The sequence below is a fragment of the Blastococcus sp. TBT05-19 genome (assembly GCF_003319095.1).
Taxonomy (GTDB): Bacteria; Actinomycetota; Actinomycetes; order Mycobacteriales; family Geodermatophilaceae; genus Blastococcus.
This window is the reverse complement of record NZ_QOHI01000001.1, coordinates 1,171,808-1,193,622: the sequence shown is the minus strand read 5'-3', so window position 1 is coordinate 1,193,622 and position 21,815 is coordinate 1,171,808. Positions and strand designations below refer to the sequence as shown.

23 protein-coding genes are annotated in these 21,815 nt (G+C 73.2%); 6 read left to right on the top strand and 17 right to left on the bottom strand.

The window, feature by feature from the left end; translation table 11 throughout:
- Nucleotides 1–20: 20 nt before the first annotated feature.
- The 6 genes from DQ244_RS05835 to era form a co-directional block, all read right to left on the bottom strand.
- The gene (locus DQ244_RS05835; RefSeq protein ID WP_113810420.1) at nt 21–1,418 is read right to left on the bottom strand and encodes a glycine--tRNA ligase; all 1,398 of its coding nucleotides are present in this window, start codon (nt 1,416–1,418) and stop codon (nt 21–23) included.
- Nucleotides 1,419–1,508: 90 nt separating this feature from the next.
- Nucleotides 1,509–2,030, bottom strand: a complete 522-nt coding sequence (locus DQ244_RS05830; RefSeq protein ID WP_113810419.1) for a hypothetical protein — start codon at nt 2,028–2,030, stop codon at nt 1,509–1,511.
- 59 nt (nt 2,031–2,089) lie between these two features.
- Nucleotides 2,090–2,386 (bottom strand): antibiotic biosynthesis monooxygenase, encoded by a 297-nt coding sequence (locus tag DQ244_RS05825; RefSeq protein WP_113810418.1) that lies wholly within the window; start codon nt 2,384–2,386, stop codon nt 2,090–2,092.
- Nucleotides 2,386–3,150 (bottom strand): isoprenyl transferase, encoded by a 765-nt coding sequence (locus DQ244_RS05820; protein WP_113810417.1) that lies wholly within the window; start codon nt 3,148–3,150, stop codon nt 2,386–2,388. Before DQ244_RS05820 ends, DQ244_RS05825 begins: the two co-directional genes overlap by 1 nt.
- Nucleotides 3,140–3,928 (bottom strand): DNA repair protein RecO, encoded by a 789-nt coding sequence (recO, locus tag DQ244_RS05815; RefSeq protein WP_113810416.1) that lies wholly within the window; start codon nt 3,926–3,928, stop codon nt 3,140–3,142. Before recO ends, DQ244_RS05820 begins: the two co-directional genes overlap by 11 nt.
- A 1-nt stretch (nt 3,929) precedes the next feature.
- Complete coding sequence (gene era, locus DQ244_RS05810) at nt 3,930–4,847, bottom strand: GTPase Era (protein ID WP_113810415.1); 918 nt, start codon at nt 4,845–4,847, stop codon at nt 3,930–3,932.
- Between the two features lie 68 nt (nt 4,848–4,915).
- On the opposite strand from era, the gene DQ244_RS05805 reads away from it, so the two are divergent.
- Nucleotides 4,916–5,503 (top strand): hypothetical protein, encoded by a 588-nt coding sequence (locus tag DQ244_RS05805; protein WP_113810414.1) that lies wholly within the window; start codon nt 4,916–4,918, stop codon nt 5,501–5,503.
- Here DQ244_RS05805 and DQ244_RS05800 read toward each other — a convergent pair.
- The 10 genes from DQ244_RS05800 to DQ244_RS05755 all read right to left on the bottom strand — a co-directional run bounded on the left by DQ244_RS05800 (nt 5,500) and on the right by DQ244_RS05755 (nt 14,874).
- A complete protein-coding gene (locus DQ244_RS05800) occupies nt 5,500–5,832 on the bottom strand; it encodes a cytidine deaminase (RefSeq protein ID WP_113810413.1) in 333 nt (110 codons plus the stop codon). The two genes, DQ244_RS05805 and DQ244_RS05800, sit on opposite strands and share 4 nt — an antisense overlap.
- 6 nt (nt 5,833–5,838) lie before the next feature.
- Nucleotides 5,839–7,194 (bottom strand): hemolysin family protein, encoded by a 1,356-nt coding sequence (locus DQ244_RS05795; RefSeq protein WP_113810412.1) that lies wholly within the window; start codon nt 7,192–7,194, stop codon nt 5,839–5,841.
- Nucleotides 7,191–7,694, bottom strand: a complete 504-nt coding sequence (ybeY, locus tag DQ244_RS05790) for an rRNA maturation RNase YbeY (protein ID WP_113810411.1) — start codon at nt 7,692–7,694, stop codon at nt 7,191–7,193. The genes DQ244_RS05795 and ybeY overlap by 4 nt, the downstream gene beginning before the upstream one ends.
- Nucleotides 7,695–7,699: 5 nt before the next feature.
- Nucleotides 7,700–8,800 carry a PhoH family protein gene (locus tag DQ244_RS05785; protein ID WP_113810686.1) on the bottom strand — a complete coding sequence of 367 codons (1,101 nt, stop codon included), beginning with the start codon at nt 8,798–8,800 and terminating at the stop codon, nt 7,700–7,702.
- Between the two features lie 120 nt (nt 8,801–8,920).
- Nucleotides 8,921–9,733 carry an enoyl-CoA hydratase/isomerase family protein gene (locus DQ244_RS05780; RefSeq protein ID WP_113810410.1) on the bottom strand — a complete coding sequence of 271 codons (813 nt, stop codon included), beginning with the start codon at nt 9,731–9,733 and terminating at the stop codon, nt 8,921–8,923.
- 32 nt (nt 9,734–9,765) lie between these two features.
- Nucleotides 9,766–10,125 carry a histidine triad nucleotide-binding protein gene (locus DQ244_RS05775; protein WP_233491189.1) on the bottom strand — a complete coding sequence of 120 codons (360 nt, stop codon included), beginning with the start codon at nt 10,123–10,125 and terminating at the stop codon, nt 9,766–9,768.
- An 84-nt stretch (nt 10,126–10,209) separates the two neighbouring features.
- Entirely contained in the window at nt 10,210–10,920 is a 711-nt protein-coding gene (locus tag DQ244_RS05770; RefSeq protein ID WP_113810409.1) for an ABC transporter ATP-binding protein, read from the bottom strand.
- A complete protein-coding gene (locus DQ244_RS05765) occupies nt 10,917–12,746 on the bottom strand; it encodes an ATP-binding cassette domain-containing protein (protein ID WP_113810408.1) in 1,830 nt (609 codons plus the stop codon). Before DQ244_RS05765 ends, DQ244_RS05770 begins: the two co-directional genes overlap by 4 nt.
- Nucleotides 12,746–13,687: a branched-chain amino acid ABC transporter permease gene (locus DQ244_RS05760; protein WP_233491188.1), complete on the bottom strand. Its 942-nt coding sequence runs from the start codon at nt 13,685–13,687 to the stop codon at nt 12,746–12,748. Before DQ244_RS05760 ends, DQ244_RS05765 begins: the two co-directional genes overlap by 1 nt.
- Nucleotides 13,688–13,695: 8 nt before the next feature.
- The gene (locus DQ244_RS05755) at nt 13,696–14,874 is read right to left on the bottom strand and encodes an ABC transporter substrate-binding protein (protein ID WP_113810407.1); all 1,179 of its coding nucleotides are present in this window, start codon (nt 14,872–14,874) and stop codon (nt 13,696–13,698) included.
- Nucleotides 14,875–15,182: 308 nt separating this feature from the next.
- Between DQ244_RS05755 and DQ244_RS05750 the strand changes: the two genes are divergently transcribed.
- From DQ244_RS05750 to DQ244_RS05730, 5 genes are all read left to right on the top strand, one after another.
- Nucleotides 15,183–16,133 carry a putative selenate ABC transporter substrate-binding protein gene (locus tag DQ244_RS05750; protein ID WP_113810406.1) on the top strand — a complete coding sequence of 317 codons (951 nt, stop codon included), beginning with the start codon at nt 15,183–15,185 and terminating at the stop codon, nt 16,131–16,133.
- Complete coding sequence (locus DQ244_RS05745) at nt 16,130–16,876, top strand: phosphonate ABC transporter ATP-binding protein (protein ID WP_113810405.1); 747 nt, start codon at nt 16,130–16,132, stop codon at nt 16,874–16,876. The genes DQ244_RS05750 and DQ244_RS05745 overlap by 4 nt, the downstream gene beginning before the upstream one ends.
- Nucleotides 16,873–18,480, top strand: a complete 1,608-nt coding sequence (locus DQ244_RS05740; RefSeq protein WP_113810404.1) for an ABC transporter permease — start codon at nt 16,873–16,875, stop codon at nt 18,478–18,480. Before DQ244_RS05745 ends, DQ244_RS05740 begins: the two co-directional genes overlap by 4 nt.
- 75 nt (nt 18,481–18,555) lie before the next feature.
- Nucleotides 18,556–20,805, top strand: coding sequence for a carbon starvation CstA family protein (locus tag DQ244_RS05735; RefSeq protein WP_233491186.1), 2,250 nt, complete (start codon nt 18,556–18,558; stop codon nt 20,803–20,805).
- The gene (locus tag DQ244_RS05730; RefSeq protein WP_113810402.1) at nt 20,802–20,990 is read left to right on the top strand and encodes a YbdD/YjiX family protein; all 189 of its coding nucleotides are present in this window, start codon (nt 20,802–20,804) and stop codon (nt 20,988–20,990) included. Before DQ244_RS05735 ends, DQ244_RS05730 begins: the two co-directional genes overlap by 4 nt.
- A 71-nt stretch (nt 20,991–21,061) precedes the next feature.
- On the opposite strand, the gene DQ244_RS05725 is transcribed toward DQ244_RS05730, so the two are convergent.
- Nucleotides 21,062–21,814: a 16S rRNA (uracil(1498)-N(3))-methyltransferase gene (locus DQ244_RS05725; protein WP_113810401.1), complete on the bottom strand. Its 753-nt coding sequence runs from the start codon at nt 21,812–21,814 to the stop codon at nt 21,062–21,064.
- Between the last annotated feature and the right edge of the window lies 1 nt (nt 21,815).

Sequence of the window (21,815 nt, the reverse complement as noted above, 5' to 3'; positions counted from 1 at the left end):
TCAGGTGCACGCGCGGTCGGTCAGCAGCCGACGAGCCGAGCGCCGAGGTAGGACTCGACCTGGTCCAGGGCGACCCGCTCCTGGCTCATCGAGTCGCGCTCGCGGATGGTCACCGCCTGGTCCTCGAGGGTGTCGAAGTCGACCGTGATGCAGAACGGCGTGCCGACCTCGTCCTGACGGCGGTACCGGCGGCCGATTGCGCCGGCGTCGTCGAAGTCGATGTTCCAGTTCCGTCGCAGGGTCGCGGCCAGGTCGCGCGCCTTGGGCGAGAGGTCGGCGTTGCGGGACAGCGGCAGGACGGCGGCCTTCACCGGCGCCAGCCGCGGGTCCAGCTTCAGCACGGTGCGCACGTCCACGCCGCCCTTGGCGTTGGGCGCCTCGTCCTCGGTGTAGGCCTCGATGAGGAAGGCCATCAGCGAGCGGGTGAGGCCGGCCGCGGGCTCGATCACGTACGGCGTCCAGCGGGTGTTGGTCGCCTGGTCGAAGTAGGACAGGTCCGTGCCGGAGTGCTCCGAGTGCGTGGAGAGGTCGAAGTCGGTGCGGTTCGCGATGCCCTCGAGCTCGCCCCACTCCGATCCCTGGAAGCCGAAGCGGTACTCGATGTCGACGGTGCGCTTCGAGTAGTGCGACAGCTTCTCCTTCGCGTGCTCGTAGTGCCGCAGGTTGTCCCGGTCGATGCCGAGGTCGGTGTACCAGCGGGTGCGCTCGTCGATCCAGTACTGGTGCCACTCCTCGTCGCTGCCCGGCTCGACGAAGAACTCCATCTCCATCTGCTCGAACTCGCGGGTGCGGAAGATGAAGTTGCCCGGGGTGATCTCGTTGCGGAACGACTTGCCGATCTGGCCGATGCCGAACGGCGGCTTCTTGCGCGCGGCGCCCATGACGTTGGCGAAGTTCACGAAGATGCCCTGCGCGGTCTCCGGGCGCAGGTAGTGCAGCCCCGACTCGTCCTCGATCGGGCCGAGGTAGGTCTTGAGCATCATGTTGAAGTCGCGCGGCTCGGTCCAGGCGCCCTTGGTGCCGCAGTTCGGGCACGAGATGTCGGCCAGCCCGTTCTCCGGGGCCCGGCCCTTCTTCTCCTCGTAGCCCTCTTCGAGGTGGTCGGCCCGGAAGCGCTTGTGGCAGCTCTGGCACTCGGTCAGCGGGTCGGTGAAGACGCCGACGTGACCGGAGGCGATCCAGGTCTGGCGCGGCAGGATCACCGAGGAGTCCAGACCGACGATGTCGTCACGGCTCTGGACGACGGTGCGCCACCACTGCTTCTTGATGTTCTCCTTGAGCTCGACGCCCAGCGGGCCGTAGTCCCAGGCGGAGCGGGTACCGCCGTAGATCTCCCCGGCAGGGAAGACGAACCCCCGTCGCTTGCAGAGGTTGACGACCTTGTCGAGGCGGGCGGCGTCGTGCTTGGCGGTGCTCACGAAGGAGTAGCTCCATCCGGCTGGCGGTCGGCGGGTGACCTCCCAACGTTAGTCGCCCGGTCGACCGCCTCTCCGGTCCGGTGCCCTGGGTCAGACGCCGTCGAGCAGCAGCATCCAGGCGAGCGCGGCGCCGACGATGACCAGGATCGGCAGCAGCGTCAGCACGACCCACGGCCACCGTCGCGAGGTCCGGCCGACCTGCACCGGCTCGACCGGCCGGTTGCGCATCTCCGGCTCGCTGAACGACAGGGTCCGGTCGCGACGCTGCGCCGCGGGCGGCTGCACCAGTTCGTCGGTGCGCTGGGAGGCCAACCGCCGCGCCTCGATCCGGGCGACCGCCTCCTCCTTGGACACCTGGGGCGTCGCGGACTCGGCGACCGTGGACGCAGCAGGCTCGGCGACCGTCGGAGCCGGCTCGGCGGCGACCGGAGGGGTGGCGCGGGCCGGCGGCGCGGCGGCGGGACCGGCGACCGCGGTCGTGGGCTGGTCCACCGAGGGCAGCGACTGCCACGCCTTGGGCAGCGCCGGACCCGGCCGGTCGGGCAGGGGCGGGAGGGTGATGTCCCGGGTGCGGTCGTCGGGCAGGGACGGCTCCTGCGAGGGCTCGGTCATGCGGGGGTCCTCCCAGGTGAGCGGCGGCTGCCAGCCTGGGGTGCCCGCCAACGCCGGACCTACGCCTCGGTTCCCAGGTCCGCTGCGGTGAGGTACACCCCTGGCTCGTCGACGGCGTGCACCCAGACCGGTCCCCCGGCGAGCTTCACGTCGTACGCCGAGAGCGCCCGCCGGTAGGACCCGACGCCCTCCCAGCGGGTGACCAGCGCCCACAGCCCGGGCTCGTCCGGCGCGGAGCCGATCTCGCCGTCCAGGAACCCCGGCCGCGTGGCGAGGGCGGCCAGCAGGGTGCGCACCTGCTCGGCCAGCACCGGTTCGTCGCCCGCGCCCACGCGCAGCCGCGTCACGGCGAACATCAGGCGGACCCGAACCGGCGCTGGCGAGCGGCGAACTCCTCGCACGCCGCCCACAGGTGCCGGCGGTCGAAGTCCGGCCAGAGCGTGTCGAGGAAGACGAACTCCGCGTAGGCCGACTGCCACAGCAGGAAGTTGCTGGTGCGGTTCTCCCCCGAGCTGCGCACGAACAGGTCGACGTCCTCCATGTCGGGCTCGTCGAGGAACCGGGCGACGGTGGACTCGTCGATCTTGTCGGGGTTGAGCCGGCCCGCCGCCACCTCGCGGCCGATGGCCGCCGCGGCGTCGGCGATCTCGGCGCGGCCGCCGTAGTTCACGCACATGGTGAGGGTCAGGACGTCGTTGTCCTGCGTCAGCTCCTCGGCGACCTCGAGCTCTTTGACCACGCTGCGCCACAGCCGGGGACGACGGCCGGCCCAGCGCACCCGCACCCCCAGCTCGTGCATCTCGTCGCGCCGGCGGCGGATGACGTCGCGGTTGAAGCCCATGAGGAAGCGGACCTCCTCGGGGCTGCGACGCCAGTTCTCCGTGGAGAAGGCGTACGCGCTGATCGCCTTCACACCCAGCTCGATCGCACCCTCGACGCAGTCGAACAGCGAGGACTCCCCCGCCTCGTGCCCGGCGGTCCGCGGCAGCCCGCGTTGCTTGGCCCAGCGGCCGTTGCCGTCCATGACGAGGGCGACGTGCCGGGGCACCTTGTCCTTCGGCAGCTGCGGCGGGCGCGCGCCGGAGGGATGCGGGTTCGGCGCCTTGACCTCACGCCTCATGCAGCAGGCTCATCTCCCGGCGCGGTGCCGATTCGGTTCGGTCGACCAGCGGCAACGAGCGCAGCCCGCGCTCCAGGTGCCACTGCAGCAGGGCGGCGACCAGGCCGCTGCCCTCGCGCCGGTTGATGCCCTGGCTGGCCTCGGCTCGCGCCCAGTCGCCTGTGAGCAGCGAGTCGAGCAGCTCGATGGTGACCGGGCTGGGCATCGCCGAGCCGGTGGGCCGGCAGGCCGGGCACACGGTGCCGCCGGCGGGCACCGAGAAGTGCCGGTGCGGGCCGGCCTCGCCGCAGCGGGCGCACTCCGAGAGCGCGGGCTCCCACCCGGCGACCGACATCGCCCGCAGCAGGAAGGCGTCGAGCACCAGGGGGGCGGGGTGGGTCTTCTCCCCCAGCGCCCGCAGCGCGCCGACGACGAGCAGGAACAGCCGCAGCGACGGTTCCTTCTCCTCGGAGGTGAGCCGGTCGGCGGTCTCCAGCACGGCGGTGCCGGCGGTGTAGGCCGGGTAGTCGGCGACGATCTCCTGGCCGTAGGACCGGATCGACTCCGCCTGGCTGACGATGTCGAGGTTGCGGCCGGTGTAGAGCTGCAGGTCGACGTGGGTGAACGGCTCGAGCCGGGCACCGAACTTGCTCTTGGTGCGGCGCACGCCCTTGGCCACCGCGCGCACCTTGCCCGTGCGCCTGGTCAGCACGGTGACGATCCGGTCGGCCTCACCCAGCTTCTGGGTGCGCAGCACGATGCCCTCGTCCCGGTAGAGGGCCTTCGGGGTCGTGCTCACCTCAGTACCCCAGCCTGTTCAGCTTCTTCGGGTCGTCCTGCCACTCGCCGAGCACGGTGACGTGCAGCTCCAGGTGCACGCGGGCGTCCAGCAGCGTCTCCATGCCCACCCGCGCCTCGGTACCGATGGCCTTGATGACCGAGCCGCCCTTGCCCAGCAGCATCGGCTTCTGGGTCTGCCGCTCGCAGTGCAGCAGGGCGTGCACCTCGACCAGCTCGCGGCCGGCGCGCTTCGGGTCGGGACGCCGGTGCATCTCCTCGATCGTCACGGCGAGGGAGTGCGGCACCTCCTGGAACACCTTCTCCAGCGCCGCCTCGCGGACCAGCTCGGCGAGCTGGCGCTCGACGTCCTCGTCGGTGGTCTGCTCCTCGGGGTACAGCGGCGGACCCTCGGGCAGCAGCTTGATCAGCAGGTCCTGCAGCAGGTCGACCTGGTCGCCCGCCACGGCGCTGACCGGCACGATCTCGGCCGCCTCGACCAGGCGGCTGGCGGCCATGAGCTGCTCGGTGATCTGCTTCTTGCCGGTGGCGTCGGTCTTGGTGACGACGACGACCACCGGCGCCTTCACCTCCGCGAGCTGGCGGGCGATGAACTTGTCACCGTTGCCGACGGGCTGGTCGGCCGGGATGCAGAAGACGATGACGTCGACGTCGGACAGCGTGTCCCGGACGACGTCGTTGAGCCGCTTGCCCAGCAGGCTCTTGGGCTTGTGCAGCCCCGGGGTGTCGACCAGCACGATCTGACCGCCGGGACGGTGGACGACGCCGCGGATCGCGTGCCGCGTGGTCTGCGGGCGGTTGCTGACGATGCCGACCTTCTCGCCGACCATCGCGTTGGTCAGCGTGGTCTTGCCGGCGTTCGGGCGACCCACCAGGGCGACGAAGCCGCTGCGGTACGGCGTCTGGTCAGGGCTGCTCACCGGTCCAGTCTCCCACCCGGGGACGACGGGAACGGACCGGCGCCGCGGTCGCCTGGGATCATCGCCGCGTGGCACAGCGAGAACGCGACCGCTCCCGGCCGCCGCAGGCGGCTCTGGACCGTGCTCGGCGGCTGCACGCCGAGCAGCTGCGGGGGCACCGCTTCGTCGCCGGCTGGGGGCCGAAGCGGTCGGCGACGGTCGTCCCCGCTCCGCTGCGCTACTGGCAGTACCGGGCCCCGGGACCCTGGGCGGCCGTGCTGGCGGTGATCGTCACCGCCGTCTGGGTGGGGCTCTTCGCCTGGCGCGGCGGCTGGTACGCCGTGCAGGACGAGCTCCCGGTGGCGCTGGCGGCCGGGCTGCTGATCTATGCGGTCAACACCGGCCGGCTCACCGTCTCCGACACCGGGATCTCGTTCTCCGCCGTCGGTACGGGCCTGGAGCCCGCGTCCGTCGTCCCGTCGGTGGCCGTGCGGTCGGTGCGCACCGGCCGGGCACCGGCCGACTGGCCGGCGCCGGTCAAGCGCGGCGGCTGGTGGCCGGGGCGGACCCGCGTCGCGGTGCGGCACCTGACCGATGACGGCGACGCGGCGTTCACCCTCTGGGTGCGCGACCCCGATGCCTTCGCCGACGCGCTCGGCGTGCCGCTGTACCGCTAGGCGCTGGCGCGCACGACCCCGTCGGGTCCGGCCAGGTGCACCGGGGCGCCGGCGGTGAGGTCGCGCACGGCGGCCAGCCCGTTCGGCTCCACGGCCTCGGCGGCGGAGACGATCACGGCCGCCTCCAGCCCCTCGACGCCGCTGGACACCGCGGCGGCGACGGCGGCCTGCAGCGCGGTCAGGGTCAGCGACGGCAGGGCCACGCTCGCCGCGACGTAGGTGCGGCCGTCGGTGTCCCGCACCGCCGCACCCTCGGTCGCACCCGTGCGGGCCCGCGCCGAGCGGGCGAGGGTGACGAGCTTTGCGTCCTCGGGGTCCAGGTCAGCCACGAGGAGTCAGCTTTCCACGCCGGCGTGCTGCTCGGCGCGGGTGGCCCCGGACGGCTGCTCCTCGCGCTCCTCCTCGCCGTCCTCCGACGGCTCGGGCACCCGGCTGACCAGCATCGTGTCGATCCGGTTGCGCCGCCCACCGGTGCTCTCGGCGACCAGCCGCAGGCCGCCCACCTCGGCGGACGCGCCCTCGATCGGCACCCGGCCGAGCTCGCGGGCCAGCAGCCCGCCGACGGTCTCGACGGCGTCGTCGTCGGTCAGCTCCACGCCGGGGAACAGCTCCGCGAGGCCCTGCACCGGGAGCCGGGCGATGACCCGCACCGACCCGTCCTCCAGTTGCTCGATCTCCGGCCGCTGGACGGTGTCGTGCTCGTCGGCGATCTCGCCGACGATCTCCTCGAGGATGTCCTCGATGGTGACGAGGCCGGCGAAGCCGCCGTACTCGTCGACCACGATCGCGATGTGGATGCGCTGCGCCTGCATGTCGCGGAGCAGCTCGTCGACCGGCTTGGACTCCGGCACGAACGCCGGAGTCCGCATCAGCTCCTCGACCTTGGGCCCGCGCTGGTCGCCGGAGTTCTGCGACCGGCGCACCAGGTCCTTGAGGTAGACGACGCCGACGACGTCGTCGACGTTCTCGCCGATCACCGGGATGCGGCTGAACCCGCTGCGCAGGGCCAGGGCCAGCGCCTGCCGCACCGTCTTGTGCCGCTCGATGTAGACGACGTCGGTGCGCGGGACCATGACCTCGCGGGCGATGGTGTCGCCCAGCTCGAACACCGAGTGGATCATGTTGCGCTCGCCGGACTCGACGACGCCGCGCTCCTCGGCCATGTCGACCAGCTCGCGCAGCTCCACCTCGGAGGAGAAGGGGCCGTCGCGGAAGCCCCGGCCGGGGGTGATCGCGTTGCCCACGAGGATGAGCAGCGTGGCGACCGGCCCGAGGACCCGGCCGAGGACGCGCACGACGCCGGCGGTGGCGAGCGCCGTCCCGTACGCGTGCTGGCGGCCCAGGGTGCGGGGACCGACGCCGACGAGCACGTAGCTGACCAGGGTCATCACGCCGGCGGCGGTGAGGAACGTCTGCCAGCCGCCGCCCCACAGGTCGTAGAGCAGGACGGTGACCAGGACGACGGCCACCATCTCGCAGGCGATGCGCAGCAGGAGCAGCAGGGAGACGTGCCGGGCGCGCTCGGAGACGACCTCCTCCAGCGCCGCCGCCCGCTTCACGCCTTCCTTGCGCATCTCCTCGACGCGGGCCTTGGACACCCGCTGGAGGGCGGCGTCCATGGCGCCGAAGAGACCGGCGAGCGGGACCAGGCACACAGCGACCACGAGCATGGTGATCGCGTTGCTCGTCATCGGGAGCCGGGCTCCTGACCGGAGGGGGCGCCCGTCACGGGCTCGCGGGGCGCTGCCCGCCACGACTCGATGAGCTGCGACTGGAGACCGAACATCTCCTTCTCGTCGTCTGGCTCCATGTGGTCGTAGCCGAGCAGGTGCAGCACCCCGTGGGTGGCCAGCAGCACGAGCTCGTCGTCCATCGAGTGGCCGGCGGCGCGGGCCTGGCGGACGGCGACGGCCGGACACAGCACGATGTCGCCGAGCAGCGCCGGGCCGGGGTCCGGGTCGTCGGGACGGCCGGTGTCGAACTCGTCCATCGGGAAGGCGAGCACGTCGGTGGGGCCCTGCTCGCCCATCCACCGCTCGTGCAGGCTGCTCATGTAGTCGACGTCGACGCACAGCACCGACAGCTCGGCCATCGGGTTGATCTTCATCTCGCCCAGCACGAACCGGCAGATGCCGGCCAGCTCCGCCTCGTCGACGGCGATCTCGGACTCGTTGGACACCTCGACGGGCACCGCGGTCAGCTCCCCTGCCGGCGCGGTCGGTTCGTCCGGACGGGCGCGCCGGCAGCCGGTCGGGTGGGTGCGGGCTGCCGGGTGGCGTCGAACCGCTCGTAGGCGTCGACGATGTCGCCGACCAGGCGGTGGCGGACGACGTCGGTGCTGGTCAAGTTGGCGAAGTGGACGTCCTCGATGCCGTCGAGGATCTCGCGCACGATCTTCAGGCCGCTCTGCGCGCCACCGGGCAGGTCGACCTGGGTCACGTCGCCGGTGACGACGATCTTCGACCCGAAGCCGAGCCGGGTGAGGAACATCTTCATCTGCTCGGCAGTGGTATTTTGGGCCTCGTCAAGAATGACGAAAGCATCATTAAGAGTTCTTCCGCGCATGTACGCTAATGGCGCCACTTCAATTGTTCCGGATGCCATTAACTTGGGAATTGATTCAGGATCGACCATGTCGTGCAGCGCGTCGTACAGCGGCCGCAGGTAGGGGTCGATCTTCTCGCTGAGCGTGCCGGGCAGGTAGCCCAGCCGCTCGCCGGCCTCGACGGCGGGACGGGTCAGGATGATCCGGTTGACCTGCTTGGTCGTCAGCGCCTGCACCGCCTTGGCCATGGCGAGGTAGGTCTTGCCGGTACCGGCGGGGCCGATGCCGAAGACGATGGTGTTCTCGTCGATCGCGTCGACGTAGCGCTTCTGGTTCAGCGTCTTGGGCCGGATCGTGCGGCCGCGGCGGCTGATGATGTCGAGGCTCAGCACGTCGGCGGGGCGCTCGGACCCGCCGGCGCGCAGCATGGCGATGACCCGGCGCACCGAGTCGGGCCGCAGCTGCTGGCCGGTGCGGATCAGCGCCATGAGCTCGTCGAAGACCCGGACGGCGAAGGCGTTGTCGGCCGGCTGCCCGGTCACGCTGATCTCGTTGCCGCGCACGTGCACGTCGGCGTCGAGCTCGGCCTCGACCAGGCGCAGCAGCTCGTCGGCGGAACCGAGCAGCGCCACCATCGGCACGCCGTCGGGCACGGTGATCGCGGTGCGGACGGCCGCCGCCGGAGAGGCCGCGACGTCGTCGGCGGCGGCGGCCTGCGCCGATGCCTCACGCGACGTGGGGGCACCTGGCACGGGGACGTTCGGGGAGGTGTCGGGCAAGAACCCTCGACCCTGCCTTCCTGCTACGGGCAACGGCGGACCGTTCGACTCTACCCGCGTCCGCGCCGGTGAAGCGCCGGTCGCCCGATGGGGTCAGCGCCCGGTGTAGGTCGCCTTGCCCGGGCCTTCGGAGAGGAACGAGGCGACGGCGCCGCGCAGGTCGTCCGTGGCGAACAGCGGCCCGGAGATCTCCGGCACCAGGGCGTCGGCGGCCCGGGCGCCCTGGCGGACGGCGATGCCGGCGAGCTGCTTGGTCGCCGCGTGCGCCACCGTCGGCCCGGCGGCCACCCGGTGCGCGTAGGCGCGGGCGGCCTCGGCGAAGCCCTCGTCGGGCAGCACCCGGTTCACCACGTTCCAGCGCTCGAGGACCGCGGCCGGGTAGCGCTCGCCGGTGAAGATGAGCTCCTTGGCGCGCGCCGGGCCGGCCCGCTCGGCCAGCCGCTGCGGACCACCCATCGACGGCGTGAGGCCGACGACGATCTCGACCAGGCCGAACGACGCCTTCTCCGCCGCGAGCAGGATGTCGCAGGACAGCGCCAGCTCGAAGGCGGCGGTGAGGGTCAGCCCGTGGGCGGCGAAGACGGTGGGCACCGGCAGGTCCTCGAAGGTGTTGGCCACCTCCAGCAGGCGGGCCCACAGCTCGCCGCCGCGCTGCGCCGGGTCGGGGCCCTCGGCGATGTCCCGGAAGTAGGTGACGTCGACCCCGCCGGAGACGACCTTGCCCCGGGCCTCGACCAGCACCGCCCGGGCGCGACCGGGGTCGGCCGGGTCGGTCATGACGACGAGCTCGCGCGCCACCCGCTCCATCGCGTCGAACGTGGCCGCGTCGAAGAGGTTCAGCGGCGGGTTGTCCAGGACGACGACGGCGACGTCGCCGTCGCGCTCGATGCGCAGGGGCTCGCTCATGCCCCCACCCTCTCAGGCGCGATCGGAGCGGGTCACCCCGGCGGCCAGCCGAGCCCGCGACCGCCCAGCACGTGCAGGTGCACGTGGTGCACGGTCTGACCGGCGTCCGGGCCGGTGTTGGCGACCAGCCGGTACCCCGGCTCCGCGCCGTCGCCGCTGACCAGCCCCTCCTGCCGGGCCACCGCGTGCGCCGCCGCGACGACGTCGCCGAGCAGCGCCGGGTCGGCCTCGGCCAGCGCCCCCACGGTGGCGTGGTGCTCGGCCGGGATGACCAGCACGTGCGTCGGCGCCTGCGGGTTGATGTCGCGGAAGGCGAGCACCCGGTCGGTGCGGTGGACGACGTCGGCGGGGATCTCCCCCGCGACCATGCGGCAGAACAGGCAGTCGCTCACGGCACGCACACTAGAAGGACCCCCGATCTCCCCACCACTCGCTGCGCTCGCGGCGGGACCCTGCCCGGGGGCCGTTCCAGCAGCTCACACGCCGAGGTAGGCCTGGACGATCCGCTCGTCGGCGAGCAGCTCGGCAGCCGGGCCGGAGTGCACGACCTCGCCGCTCTGCAGCACGTAACCGTGGTCGGCGGCGCGCAGCGCGCGGCGGGCGTTCTGCTCCACCAGCACCACGGTCGTCCCCGAGGCCCGGATCTCCTCGATCACGCGGAACACCTCGTCCACGATCTTCGGGGCCAGGCCCATCGACGGCTCGTCCATGAGCATCACCTTGGGCGCGGCGACCAGCGCGCGGGCGATGGCCAGCATCTGCTGCTCCCCGCCCGACAGCGACCCGGCCGGCAGCGCCCGCCGCTCGGCGAGGACGGGGAACCGGTCGTACATGTCGTCCATCGAGCGCCGGGTGCCCGGACCGGTGTGCCACTGACCCATCTGGAGGTTCTCCTCGATGGTCAGCGTGGCCAGGATCTGCCGGCCCTCGGGCACCTGCACCAGCCCGCGGCCGACCAGCTTGTGCGCAGGCGTGCGGGTGATGTCCTGGCCCTCGAAGGTGATCCGCCCACCCGCCGGCCGGACCAGCCCGGACACGGCGTTGATGATCGAGGACTTGCCGGCCCCGTTGGCGCCGACGAGCGTGACCAGGGATCCGGGCGCCGCCTCGAAGGAGACGCCGCGCACGGCCTCCACCCGGCCGTAGCCGACCCGGAGGTCGGCCACGCTGAGGATCGGCTCGGTCATGTCGCATCCCTCGAGGTGGTGTCCGGTGGTTCCAGGGTGCCGGCGGCTCCGGGCCGCACGTTGAGCACGGCGTCCGGCGACGCCGCGTCCGGGCCGACCGCGGTCGGGTCGACGGCGGTGCCCTCGGCGATCGAGCCCGCGCCGGGGTCCGCGGCCGCGTCCTCGTCGGCGGCGCCCAGGTAGGCCTCGATGACCAGCGGGTCGGCCGCGATCTGCTCGGGGGAACCGCTGGCGATGACCTCGCCGAAGTTGAGGACGACGACGCGGGTGCAGGTCCGCAGGACCATCCCGACGTTGTGCTCGATGAACAGGATCGTCAGGCCGTCGGCGGCCAGCGACGTGATGAGCTCCGACAGCCGGGTGGCCTCGACGTGGTTCATGCCGGCGGCCGGCTCGTCGAGGATCAGCAGCGAGGGGTCCGAGGCCAGCGCCCGGGCGATCTCCAGCCGCCGCTGGTCGCCGTAGGACAGCGCCGAGGCGCGGGTCGCGGCGACGTCGCCCAGGCCGACCCGGCGCAGGCAGCGGGCCGCCTGCTGGTGCGCGGCCCGCTCGTCGCGGCGGGCGGAGGGCAGCCACAGCAGCCGCCGCAGGAACGTCGGCCGGCTGACCAGGTGGGCGCCCACCAGCACGTTGTCCAGCGCCGAGAGCCGGTCGAAGAGCTTGGAGTGCTGGAAGGTCCGGCTGACCCCGGCCGCGGCGATCCGGTGCACCGGGGTGCGGCCGACCGTCGTCCCGAGCACCGTGGCGGTGCCCTGGCTCGGCGGCACCAGCCCGCTGATCATGTTCACCAGCGTCGTCTTGCCGGCGCCGTTCGGGCCGATGAGGCCCACGACCTCCCCGGCGCGGACCTCGAGGTCGACGCCGCGCACGGCGTGCACCCCGCCGTACTCCTTGCCGAGCCCGGCGAGGGCCACGACGGTGTCCCCGGCCGCGGGGTGCCGGCGCCCGGCCAGGCCCGTGCCGGCGTCGTCCTCGGCCGCGGGCATGCGCACCGGCCGCGGGATGAGGCTGGTCAGGCCGCCGGGCAGGAAGAGGATGACGACCAGGAGCAGCAGGCCGGCGAGGAACGGCCGGATCCAGCCCGCCTCGATGCCCGCGGCGCGCTGCAGCTCCGGGATCATCGTCTGGAAGCCGCTGCCCAGGATCGGGCCGGCGAACATCGTCGAGCCGCCCAGCACGGCGGTGACGAGGCCGTCGACGGCGGCGGCGAAGTCGAAGTCGCTGGGCGCGATGAGCCGCACGTAGTAGGCGAACAGCACGCCGTAGAGGCCGGCCACCGCACCCGAGGTGATGAAGGCGGCGAGCCGGTGCCGGCCGACGTCGATGCCCATGGCGCGGGCCGCGAGCTCGTCCTCCCGGATCGCCTCGAGCGCGCGGCCGTACCGGGAGCCGCCCATCCGCCAGAACCAGTAGGCGACGACGGCCAGCGCGGTCCACGCCATGCCGACGGTGAGGACGCGCGGCACGCCCAGGCCCTGCGCGCCGCCGGTCCACTCCGAGTTGAGCAGCACGACGCGGACGGCCTCGGCGAAACCGAGCGTCGCGATGGCCAGGAAGACGCCGCGCAGGTGCATCGTGGGCAGCCCGAGCACGATCGAGGCGGCGGCGCCGACCCCCATGCCGATGACGATCGCGGTCAGCAGCGCGGGGACGTCGCCGATGTCGGCGGCGCTCGGCGCGAGGGCGGCGGCGGAGAAGGCGGCGAGCGAGGCGAAACCGGCCTGGCCCAGGCTCAGCTGCCCGGCGATCAGGACGGCGTAGAACGAGTAGGCGAAGATCGCCCCGAGGGCGATGAACGTCAGCGTGGTGGCGTACTCGGCGAGCATCAGACCTCCCGCACCTTCCGCGCACCCAGCAGACCCTGCGGGCGCAGCAGCAGGATGATGAACAGCAGGCCGAAGGCGATGACGTCGCGCCACGACGAGCCGATGTGCTGCACGGCGAACACCTCGGCCAGGCCCAGCAGCAGGCCGCCGATCAGCGCGCCGGGCAGCGAGCCCATGCCGCCGACGATGATGACGGCCAGGCCCTTGAGCTCGATGGCGATGCCCATGCCGAGCTGGGCGGTGTTGACGTTGATGGCGAACAGCACGCCGGCGACCGCGCCGAGGGCCGAGGAGATGGCGAAGACGGTGGCGGTGACCCGGTCGACGTTGACGCCCAGCACCCGGGCGGCCGTGGGGTTCTCGGCGACCGCGCGCATGCCCCGGCCGAGCCGGGTGCGCGTGACCATGTAGGTCAGGCCGACCATCAGCGTCAGCGAGATGGCGAGGATGACGATCTGCACCAGCGTCACCTGCGCGCCGGCCACCTCGTAGCGGGTGTCGGGGAAGGTGCCCGCCGGGAAGCGGCGGGTGTCGGGCCCGTAGCGCCACTGCAGCAGCGCGATCAGCATCCCGGCGAGGGCGATCGAGGAGATCAGCCCGGCGAAGTGGGCGTCGGCGCGGTTCTTCAGCGGCCGGAACGCCAGCCGCTCGATGATCAGCCCGAGGATCGCGCCGAACACGAAGACCACGGGGAGCGCGGCCCACAGGGACATCCCGCCCCGCGTGACCAGCTCGATGCCGACGAAGGCGGAGGCGGCGAAGACCGAGGGGTGGGCCAGGTTCAGCCGGTCGAGGATGCCGAAGACCAGGGTGAAGCCGATCGCGAAGAGCGCGTAGATCGACCCGATGAAGATGCCGTTGAGGAGCTGCTGCACAGCGGTCCCGTTCTCGTCGTGGATGGGGATGGCGGGGTGCCCCCCGGCCGCGCGGCCGGGGGGCACCGGACCGATCACTCCAGGACGGCGAACTTCCCGTCCTGCACGACCTGCACGACGGCCGGGTGGACGGCGTCGCGGTTCTCGTCGATGGAGAACTCGCCGAGCACGGTCGGCACGTCCTCCAGCTCGCCCAGCGCCGTCTTCAGGCTCTCCCGGTCGGCGGCGCACTCGGAGCGGATGGCCTCGTCGATGAGCATCAGACCGGTGTAGGCCTGGGCGGCGAACTGGTCGGGCGCGGCGTCGTACTCGGCCTGGTAGGCCTCGAGGAACGCCTGGTTCTCCGGGTTGTCGGAGGCGGAGTTCCACGCGGCGCCGACGACGACGCCCTCGGCGGCCTCGCCGGCGTCGGCCATCAGCCGCGGGTTGTTGAACCCGTTGCCGCCGATGATCGGGACGTCGATGCCGAGCTCGCGGGCCTGGGTGACCAGCGGGATGGCGGCCTCGATCAGCCCGGAGACGACCAGCGCGTCGGGCTCGAGGCCCTGGGCCTCGGTGAGCAGCGCGCGGAAGTCGGTGTCGGCCTTGGAGAAGGTCAGGGTGTCGGCGATCTCCACCCCCTCGTCCTCGAGGGCCGCCTCGAAGGCCTCGAAGCCGGACTCGGTGAAGGCGTCGTCGTTGCTGTACATCACGACGACCTTCTCGAGCCCGAACTCCTCGGTCGCCTTCGCGATCGTCTGCGGGATGACGGCCTGCTCGGTCAGCGAGTTGCGGAAGATGTAGTCACCGATGTCGGTGATGCCGGCAGCGGTGTTGGAGATGCCCAGCACCGGGACGCCGGCCTCCTGGGCGATGGGGTCGGACTGCACGGCCGCGTTGGACAGCGTCGGGCCGATGATCAGGCTGGCGCCGTCGTTGACGAACTGGTCGAACAGCGTGATGCCCTGCTTCGGGTCGGTCTGGTCGTCCTCGATCGTGAGGTCGTAGGTGATCCCGCCCTTCTCGGCCAGCTCCTTGGCGGCCAGCTCGAGCCCGCGCTGCTGCGACTCGCCGTAGCTGGCGGCGGCACCGGTGAGGCTCAGGACGGCGCCCAGGGGCACCTCGCCTTCGATGGAGCAGGAGTCGCCGGTGCCCTCGCCGGAGAGCTCGCCGGAGGCCTCGGACCCGCCGCTGCCGCCCTCCGACGAGCAGGACGCGAGGACGAAGACCGCGGCGGTGGCCGCGGCGACGGTGTGGAGCGTGGTGCTGCGCATGGTTCTCCCCTGTTCGTGCACGACGACCCTGCCGGGCCGGGTGGTCGTCGGCTCCCGCGTCGGTCCCGGTCCACCCGGGCGCGAGGTCCCCGGCCGCCGTGCCGGGCCGGTTACCGGCGTCACAGTAGGCAGCCGGGCCGCCCGATCGGGGAAGGGGTCGGCGACCGTGCCCAGAACGTGACTGACGACGCCGGCGGCTCCCCGCCCACCGGCGCGACGGCTCCCCGCGGCCGGGAGAGGATGAGGTGCCCGTCCCCGCCCGACCGGAGGTCCGCCGTGCCCGTTCCCCTCCCCCCCACGAGGACGTAGTGAGCGCCCTCCGCGCCGCCCGGTCGGGTGGCCCCGCCCCGAGCACGTCCCCGCTCCCCCCGCCGTTCTCCCGCCGCGCCCTGCTGGCCGGCACCGGGCTCGCCCTCGCCGCCGCGCTCGCCGGCTGCGGCAGCTCCGCCGCCGAGGACCGCGCCGCCCCGCTGCGCATCGGCGCCATCCCCGACCAGGACCCCGAGGTCCTGCAGCGCCTGCACGGCACCCTCGCCGGGTCCCTCGCCGCCGGCCTCGACCTCGAGGTCGAGTACCGCCCGGTCACCGACTACGCCGCCGCCGTCTCCCTGTTCCGCACCGGCGACCTCGACCTCGTCTGGTTCGGCGGGCTCACCGGCGTGCAGGCCCGCCTGCAGACCCCGGGTGCCGTGCCGATCGCCCAACGGGACATCGACGAGGACTTCCACTCGGTGTTCGTCGTCAACACCGCCACGGGCCTCGCCCCCTCCGACGACCTGGGCCCGCTCGCCGGCCTGCGGTTCACCTACGGCAGCGAGACCTCGACCTCGGGCCGGCTGATGCCCGCCTGGTTCCTGCGCGAGGCCGGGATCGACCCGCAGGGCTTCCCGGGCGGCCCGGGGTTCTCCGGCTCGCACGACGCCACCCTCGCCCTCGTGGCGTCGGGCACCTACGAGGCCGGCGTGCTCAACGAGCAGGTGTGGAGCGCGCGCAGCGAGGCCGGCGACGTCGACCCGGCGGTGGTCGCCTACACCCGCACCCCGGCCTACCACGACTACCACTGGCTGCTCGGCCCGCGGGCGGTCGAGCGGCTCGGCGAGGACCTGCCGCGGCGGCTGACCGACTGGTTCACCGGCCTCTCCCCCGAGGACGACGCCGAGGTGCTGGAGCTGTTCGGCGCGCAGTCGTTCATCCCGACGGAGGCGGCTAACTACGCGCAGATCGAGCAGATCGGCCGCGACCTCGGGCTGATCCGCTGACCGCGATCGCGCGGCTCACCGGCGTCGAGGTCCGCTACCCCGGCACCACCGCCCTCGCCGGGGTGGACCTCGCGGTGACCGCGGGCGAACGCGTCGCCGTCGTCGGTGCGTCGGGCGCGGGGAAGTCCACGCTGCTCGGCGTCCTCGACGGCACCGTGGCGCCCACGGCCGGCACCGTCGAGGTGCACGGCTCCGACCCGACGACGCTGCGCGGCCGGGAGCTGCGCCGGCTCCGGGCGCGCACCGGCACCGTGCGCCAGCAGCTGGACCTCCCGGGGCCGCTGCGGGTGGTGCACAACGTCAACGCCGGCCGGCTCGGGTCGTGGTCGGCCGCGCGCGCGGCCTGGTCGCTGCTGCGGCCGCAGGGGGCGGCGGAGGTCCTGGCGGCCCTGGATCGCGTGGGCCTGGCCGACCGCCTGCACGAGCGCACCGACCGGCTCTCCGGAGGGCAGCGGCAGCGGGTGGCGGTCGCCCGCCTGCTCCTGCAGCGGCCGGAGCTGGTGCTGGCCGACGAGCCGGCGTCGGCGCTGGACCCGGCGCTGGCCGACGTCGTCCTGACCCTGCTCGGCGCCCTCGCTGCCGAGCAGGGCGGCGCGCTGGTCGCCGCGCTGCACGACCCGGCCCTGGCGCTGCGGCACTGCGACCGGGTCGTCGGGCTGGAGCACGGCCGGGTGGTCATGGACGCCCCGGCGGCGTCGCTGACCGTGACCTCCCTCGAGGGCTTCTACGGGGTCACCCGGTGACCACCCTCCTCGACCGTCCGGTGCCGGTGGCGCCGCCGCTGGTCCGGGACCGCCGCCGCTGGGCCTGGGCGCTCGGGGCGCTCGCGCTGGTCGGCTGGGCGCTGGCCGCGAGCGGGCTGTTCTCCGGCGCGGTGCTCAACCCCGGCGGGGTGGCGCAGTTCGGCCGCTTCGCCTCGGCCGCGCTCCGCCCGGAGCTGGCGCCGGAGTTCCTCGCCGTCGTCGGGGAGTCGGTGCTGGTCACCGTCGCCTACGCGGTGCTCGGCGGCGGCTTGGCCGTGCTGCTCGGCGCCGCGGGTGCGCTCGCGGTCGCCCGCACCACCTGGGGACGACGCCGGGCGGGCCGGCTCGTCGTCCGCGGGGTGCTCGCCGTGCCGCGCGGCCTGCACGAGGCGGTGTGGGGGCTGCTGCTGCTCAACGTCCTCGGCCTCGACCCGTGGGTCGGCGTGCTCGCCATCGCCCTCCCCTACGGCGCGGTGACCGCGACCGTCTTCGCCGGGATCCTCGACGAGGTGCCCCGCGGCGGCTTCGACGCGCTGCTCGCCGCCGGCGCCGGTCGCGGCACCGCCACGCTGTACGGGCTGCTGCCGCAGGCGACCGGGAGCCTGCTCTCCTACGCCTTCTACCGGCTGGAGTGCGCCGTGCGCTCCGCCGTCGTGCTCGGGCTGATCGGCGCCGGCGGGCTGGGCTACCAGCTGTCGCTGTCGTTCACCTCGCTGCGCTGGGAGCAGGTGTGGACGACGGTGTACGCCCTCGCCGTCCTGTGCCTGGCCGCGGAGGCCGCCGGTCGGGCGGTCCGGCGGCGGGCGGCCGACCCCCGGGCCGGGGCGGGGCGGGATCCCGTCCTCGCCGGCGCGGTCTGGGCCGTCCTCGTGCTCGCCGGCTGGGCGGTCTGGTTCCTGGCCCTCTCCCCCGCCACCCTGGTCTCCGCCCGGGCCCGCGAGCAGCTGGGCCACGTCCTCTCCGCCGCCTGGCCGCCGGCCACCGACCGCGACCTGCTGGCCGCCGTGCTGGCCGCCGCCGTCGACACGGTGCTCATGTCGGTGCTGGCGATCGCCTTCGCCGCGTTCGGGGCGGTGGCCCTGGCCGGACTCGTCGCGCGCCCGCGCTCGGCCGGACCGGTCCGCCGGATCGCGGGTGGAGCGGTGCGCACCGCGCTCCTCCTGCTGCGGGCCGTGCCCCCGCCGGTGTGGGCGCTGGTGCTGCTGTTCGTGCTCCTGCCGGGGGTCCTCCCCGGCGCGCTGGCGCTGGGCGTCTACACGCTCGGCGTGCTGGGCCGGCTGGTCGGCGAGGCGGTCGAGGAGTCCGACCAGCGCCCGCGCGAGGCCCTGCGGGCGGCCGGTGCCCCACCCGCCGCGGCCTGGCTGTACGGCACGGTGCCGTCGCTGGCCGGGCCGGTGGTGGCGCTGGCCTGCTACCGCTGGGAGGTCGCGATCCGCGACACCGTGCTGGTCGGGCTGCTGGGCGCCGGCGGCATCGGGGTGCTCCTCTCGGCGTCGACGGCGTCGTTCGACTGGCCGGCGGTCGCCACCGTGCTGGCCGCGATCGTGCTGCTCGGTCTCGCCGTCGACCTGCTCAGCGAGCGGGCCCGCGCCGCGCTCCGCTGAACCCGGGACGCGTCGCGCCGTTTCTTCGCGTCGGAACGGATCCGGCTCCTATGCTGCTGCCGCGCGGTGACGTCGGTGTCGCCGCCGGGGGTGGAGGCGCACATGGCCGGGACGATGACCAGGACCGACGACGGCGGGGGCGCGTCCTCCGCGGGCTCCGGCGGCAGCCGGTTGTCGATGAAGAGCGTGCTGATCTGGACCGCGGTCGCGCTGGTCGGCGCGGTCTGCTGGGGCGTGCTGGCCATCGCCCGGGGCGAGACGATCTCCGCGCTCTGGCTGCTGTTCGCGGCGCTGTCCTCGTACGCGATCGCCTACCGCTTCTACTCGCGCTTCATCACCTACCGGGTGCTCCGCGCCGACTCCCGCCGGGCCACCCCGGCCGAGCGGCTGGAGAACGGCGTCGACTTCGACGTCACCGACCGCCGGGTGCTCTTCGGCCACCACTTCGCCGCCATCGCCGGCGCGGGCCCGCTGGTCGGTCCGGTGCTCGCGGCGCAGATGGGCTACCTGCCCGGCACGATCTGGATCGTCGTCGGCGTCATCTTCGCCGGGGCGGTGCAGGACCTGGTCGTCATGTTCTTCTCGATGCGCCGCAACGGGAAGAGCCTCGGCCAGATGATCCGCGAGGAGATCGGCCTGGTCGGCGGCATCGCGGCGCTGATCGCCGTCTTCGCCATCATGATCATCATCCTGGCGGTGCTCGCGCTGATCGTGGTCAACGCGCTGGCCGAGTCGCCGTGGGGCGTCTTCTCGATCGCGCTGACCATCCCGATCGCCCTCTTCATGGGCTTCTACCTGCGGGTGCTGCGGCCGGGCAGGGTGCTCGAGGCCACCGGCATCGGCGTCGCCCTGCTGCTGCTGGCCATCGTCGGTGGCGGCTGGATCCAGGACACCGCCCTGGGCGAGACCCTGACGCTGTCCAAGGAGTGGCTGGTCCTCGCGCTGGTCGTCTACGGGTTCGTCGCCTCGGTGCTGCCGGTCTGGATGCTCCTGACCCCGCGCGACTACCTGTCGACCTTCATGAAGATCGGCGTCATCGTCCTCCTGGCGATCAGCCTGATCGTCGCCCGGCCGGTCATCCAGGCCGACGCCGTCAGCGACTTCGCCCGCGAGGGCACCGGGCCGGTGTTCGCCGGCAGCCTCTTCCCGTTCGTGTTCATCACGATCGCCTGCGGCGCGCTCTCGGGCTTCCACGCGCTGATCTCCTCCGGCACCACGCCGAAGATGGTCGCCAAGGAGGGCCAGGTCCGGCTGATCGGCTACGGCGGCATGCTCATGGAGTCGTTCGTGGCCATCAGCGCGCTGATCGCCGCGGTGGTCATCGACCAGGGCCTGTACTTCGCGATGAACAGCCCGGCCGGCGCCACCGGCGGCACGGCGGAGTCCGCCGCCGCGTTCGTCCAGGGCCTCGGGTTCGACACCACCGCGCAGTCGATCGCCGCGGCGTCGGCCGCCGTCCAGGAGGACTCGCTGGTCTCCCGCACCGGTGGCGCCCCCGCGCTGGCCGTCGGCCTGGCCCAGATCTTCAGCCAGGCGTTCGGCGGCGGAGGCCAGGCGTTCTGGTACCACTTCGCGATCATGTTCGAGGCGCTGTTCATCCTCACCGCCGTCGACGCCGGCACCCGCGTGGGCCGGTTCATGCTGCAGGACACGATCGGCAACGTCTGGAAGAAGTTCGGCGACCTGTCGTGGCGGCCGGGCAACATCATCGCCAGCGCCGTCGTCGTCGGCCTCTGGGGCACGGTCCTGTACATCGGCGTCACCGACCCGCTGGGCGGCGTCAACCAGCTCTTCCCGCTGTTCGGCATCGCCAACCAGCTGCTGGCGGCCATCGCGCTGACGCTGTGCACGGTGCTGCTGGTCAAGCACGGCAAGCTGCGCTACGCCTGGGTGACCGGGATCCCGCTGGCCTGGGACCTCGTCATCACCATGACCGCGAGCTGGCAGAAGATCTTCTCCGCCGACCCGCGGGTCGGCTACTTCACCCAGGCGGGCGTGTACTCCGACGCCCGGGCCGCCGGTGAGGTGCTGGCCCCGGCGCAGAACCAGGACCAGATGGACCAGGTCATCTTCAACTCCACGCTCAACGGCATCCTGCAGTCGGTCTTCGCGCTGCTGACGCTGGTGGTGGCCGTGCACGCCGCGCTCGTGATCGCCCGGGCGATCAAGGCCGGGGGTCTGCCGACCACGGAGGAGCCGGCGGTGGAGTCGAAGCTCGTCGAGCCGGCCGGACTCTTCGCGACCGCCGAGGAGAAGCGGGCCATGGCCGACCGCGACCGCCTCGTCGGAGCGGGCGCCGGCCGCAGCGAGGCGGAGGAGAAGTGACCGCCACGCTGACCCGGGCCTGGGAGGGGCTGCGCTGGTACCTCAAGGAGTTCACCGGCGAGGCCCGCTGGGACGACTACCTGGCGCACTGCGCGGAGCACGGGCACGAGCCCATGAGCCGGCGGCAGTTCGAGCGGGAGCGCGCCGACGCGGCCGAGGCCAACCCGATGAGCCGCTGCTGCTGAACGCGCCCTGATACGTCAGAGGGTCGCTATCCCATCGTGGATAGCGACCCTCTGACGTGAGAGCGCGACCGCTACCTCCAGCGGGTGCCGAAGCTCAGGGCGGCGAGCGCGGCGGCGCCGGCGGTGGAGGTGCGCAGCACCTCGGGGCCCAGCCGCACCGGGTGCGCGCCGGCCGCACGGAAGGCGACGACCTCGCCGTCGGTGAGCCCGCCCTCGGGCCCGACCACGATCACCACGGTGCCCGACGTCGGGACGGTCAGCTCGGCCAGCGGACGCCGGGCCTGCTCGTGCAGCACGACGGCGAGCTCGACGTCGGCCAGCATCCCGGCGACCTCGCGGGTGCTCATCGGCTCGGTGACCTCCGGCAGCCACGGACGTCGGGACTGCTTGCTCGCCGCCCGGGCCGCGGCGCGCCACTTGGCCACACCCTTGTCCACCCGGTCCTCGCGCCAGCGGGTCACGCAGCGGGAGGCCTGCCAGGGCACGATCCGGTCCACGCCGAGCTCGGTGGCGAGGTCGACGGCCAGCGGTCCGCGGTCGCCCTTGGGCAGCGCCTGGACGAGCACGAACTCCGGCGTCGGCGCGGGGACCTCGAACCGGTTCCGCACCACGACCCGCAGGCCCTCCGGCCCGGCGGAGACGACCTCGCCCTCGGCGAGGGTCCCCTCGCCGTCGCCGACGTGCACCCGCTCACCGCTCTGCAGCCGCAGCACGTCGACGGCGTGCCGGCCCTCCTGGCCGTCGACCAGCAGCTCCGGGACGTCGGGCAGCTCGTCGACCAGGAACAGCGGCGAGCCGTCCAGCTCCGGGGCCTCGGTGCTCACC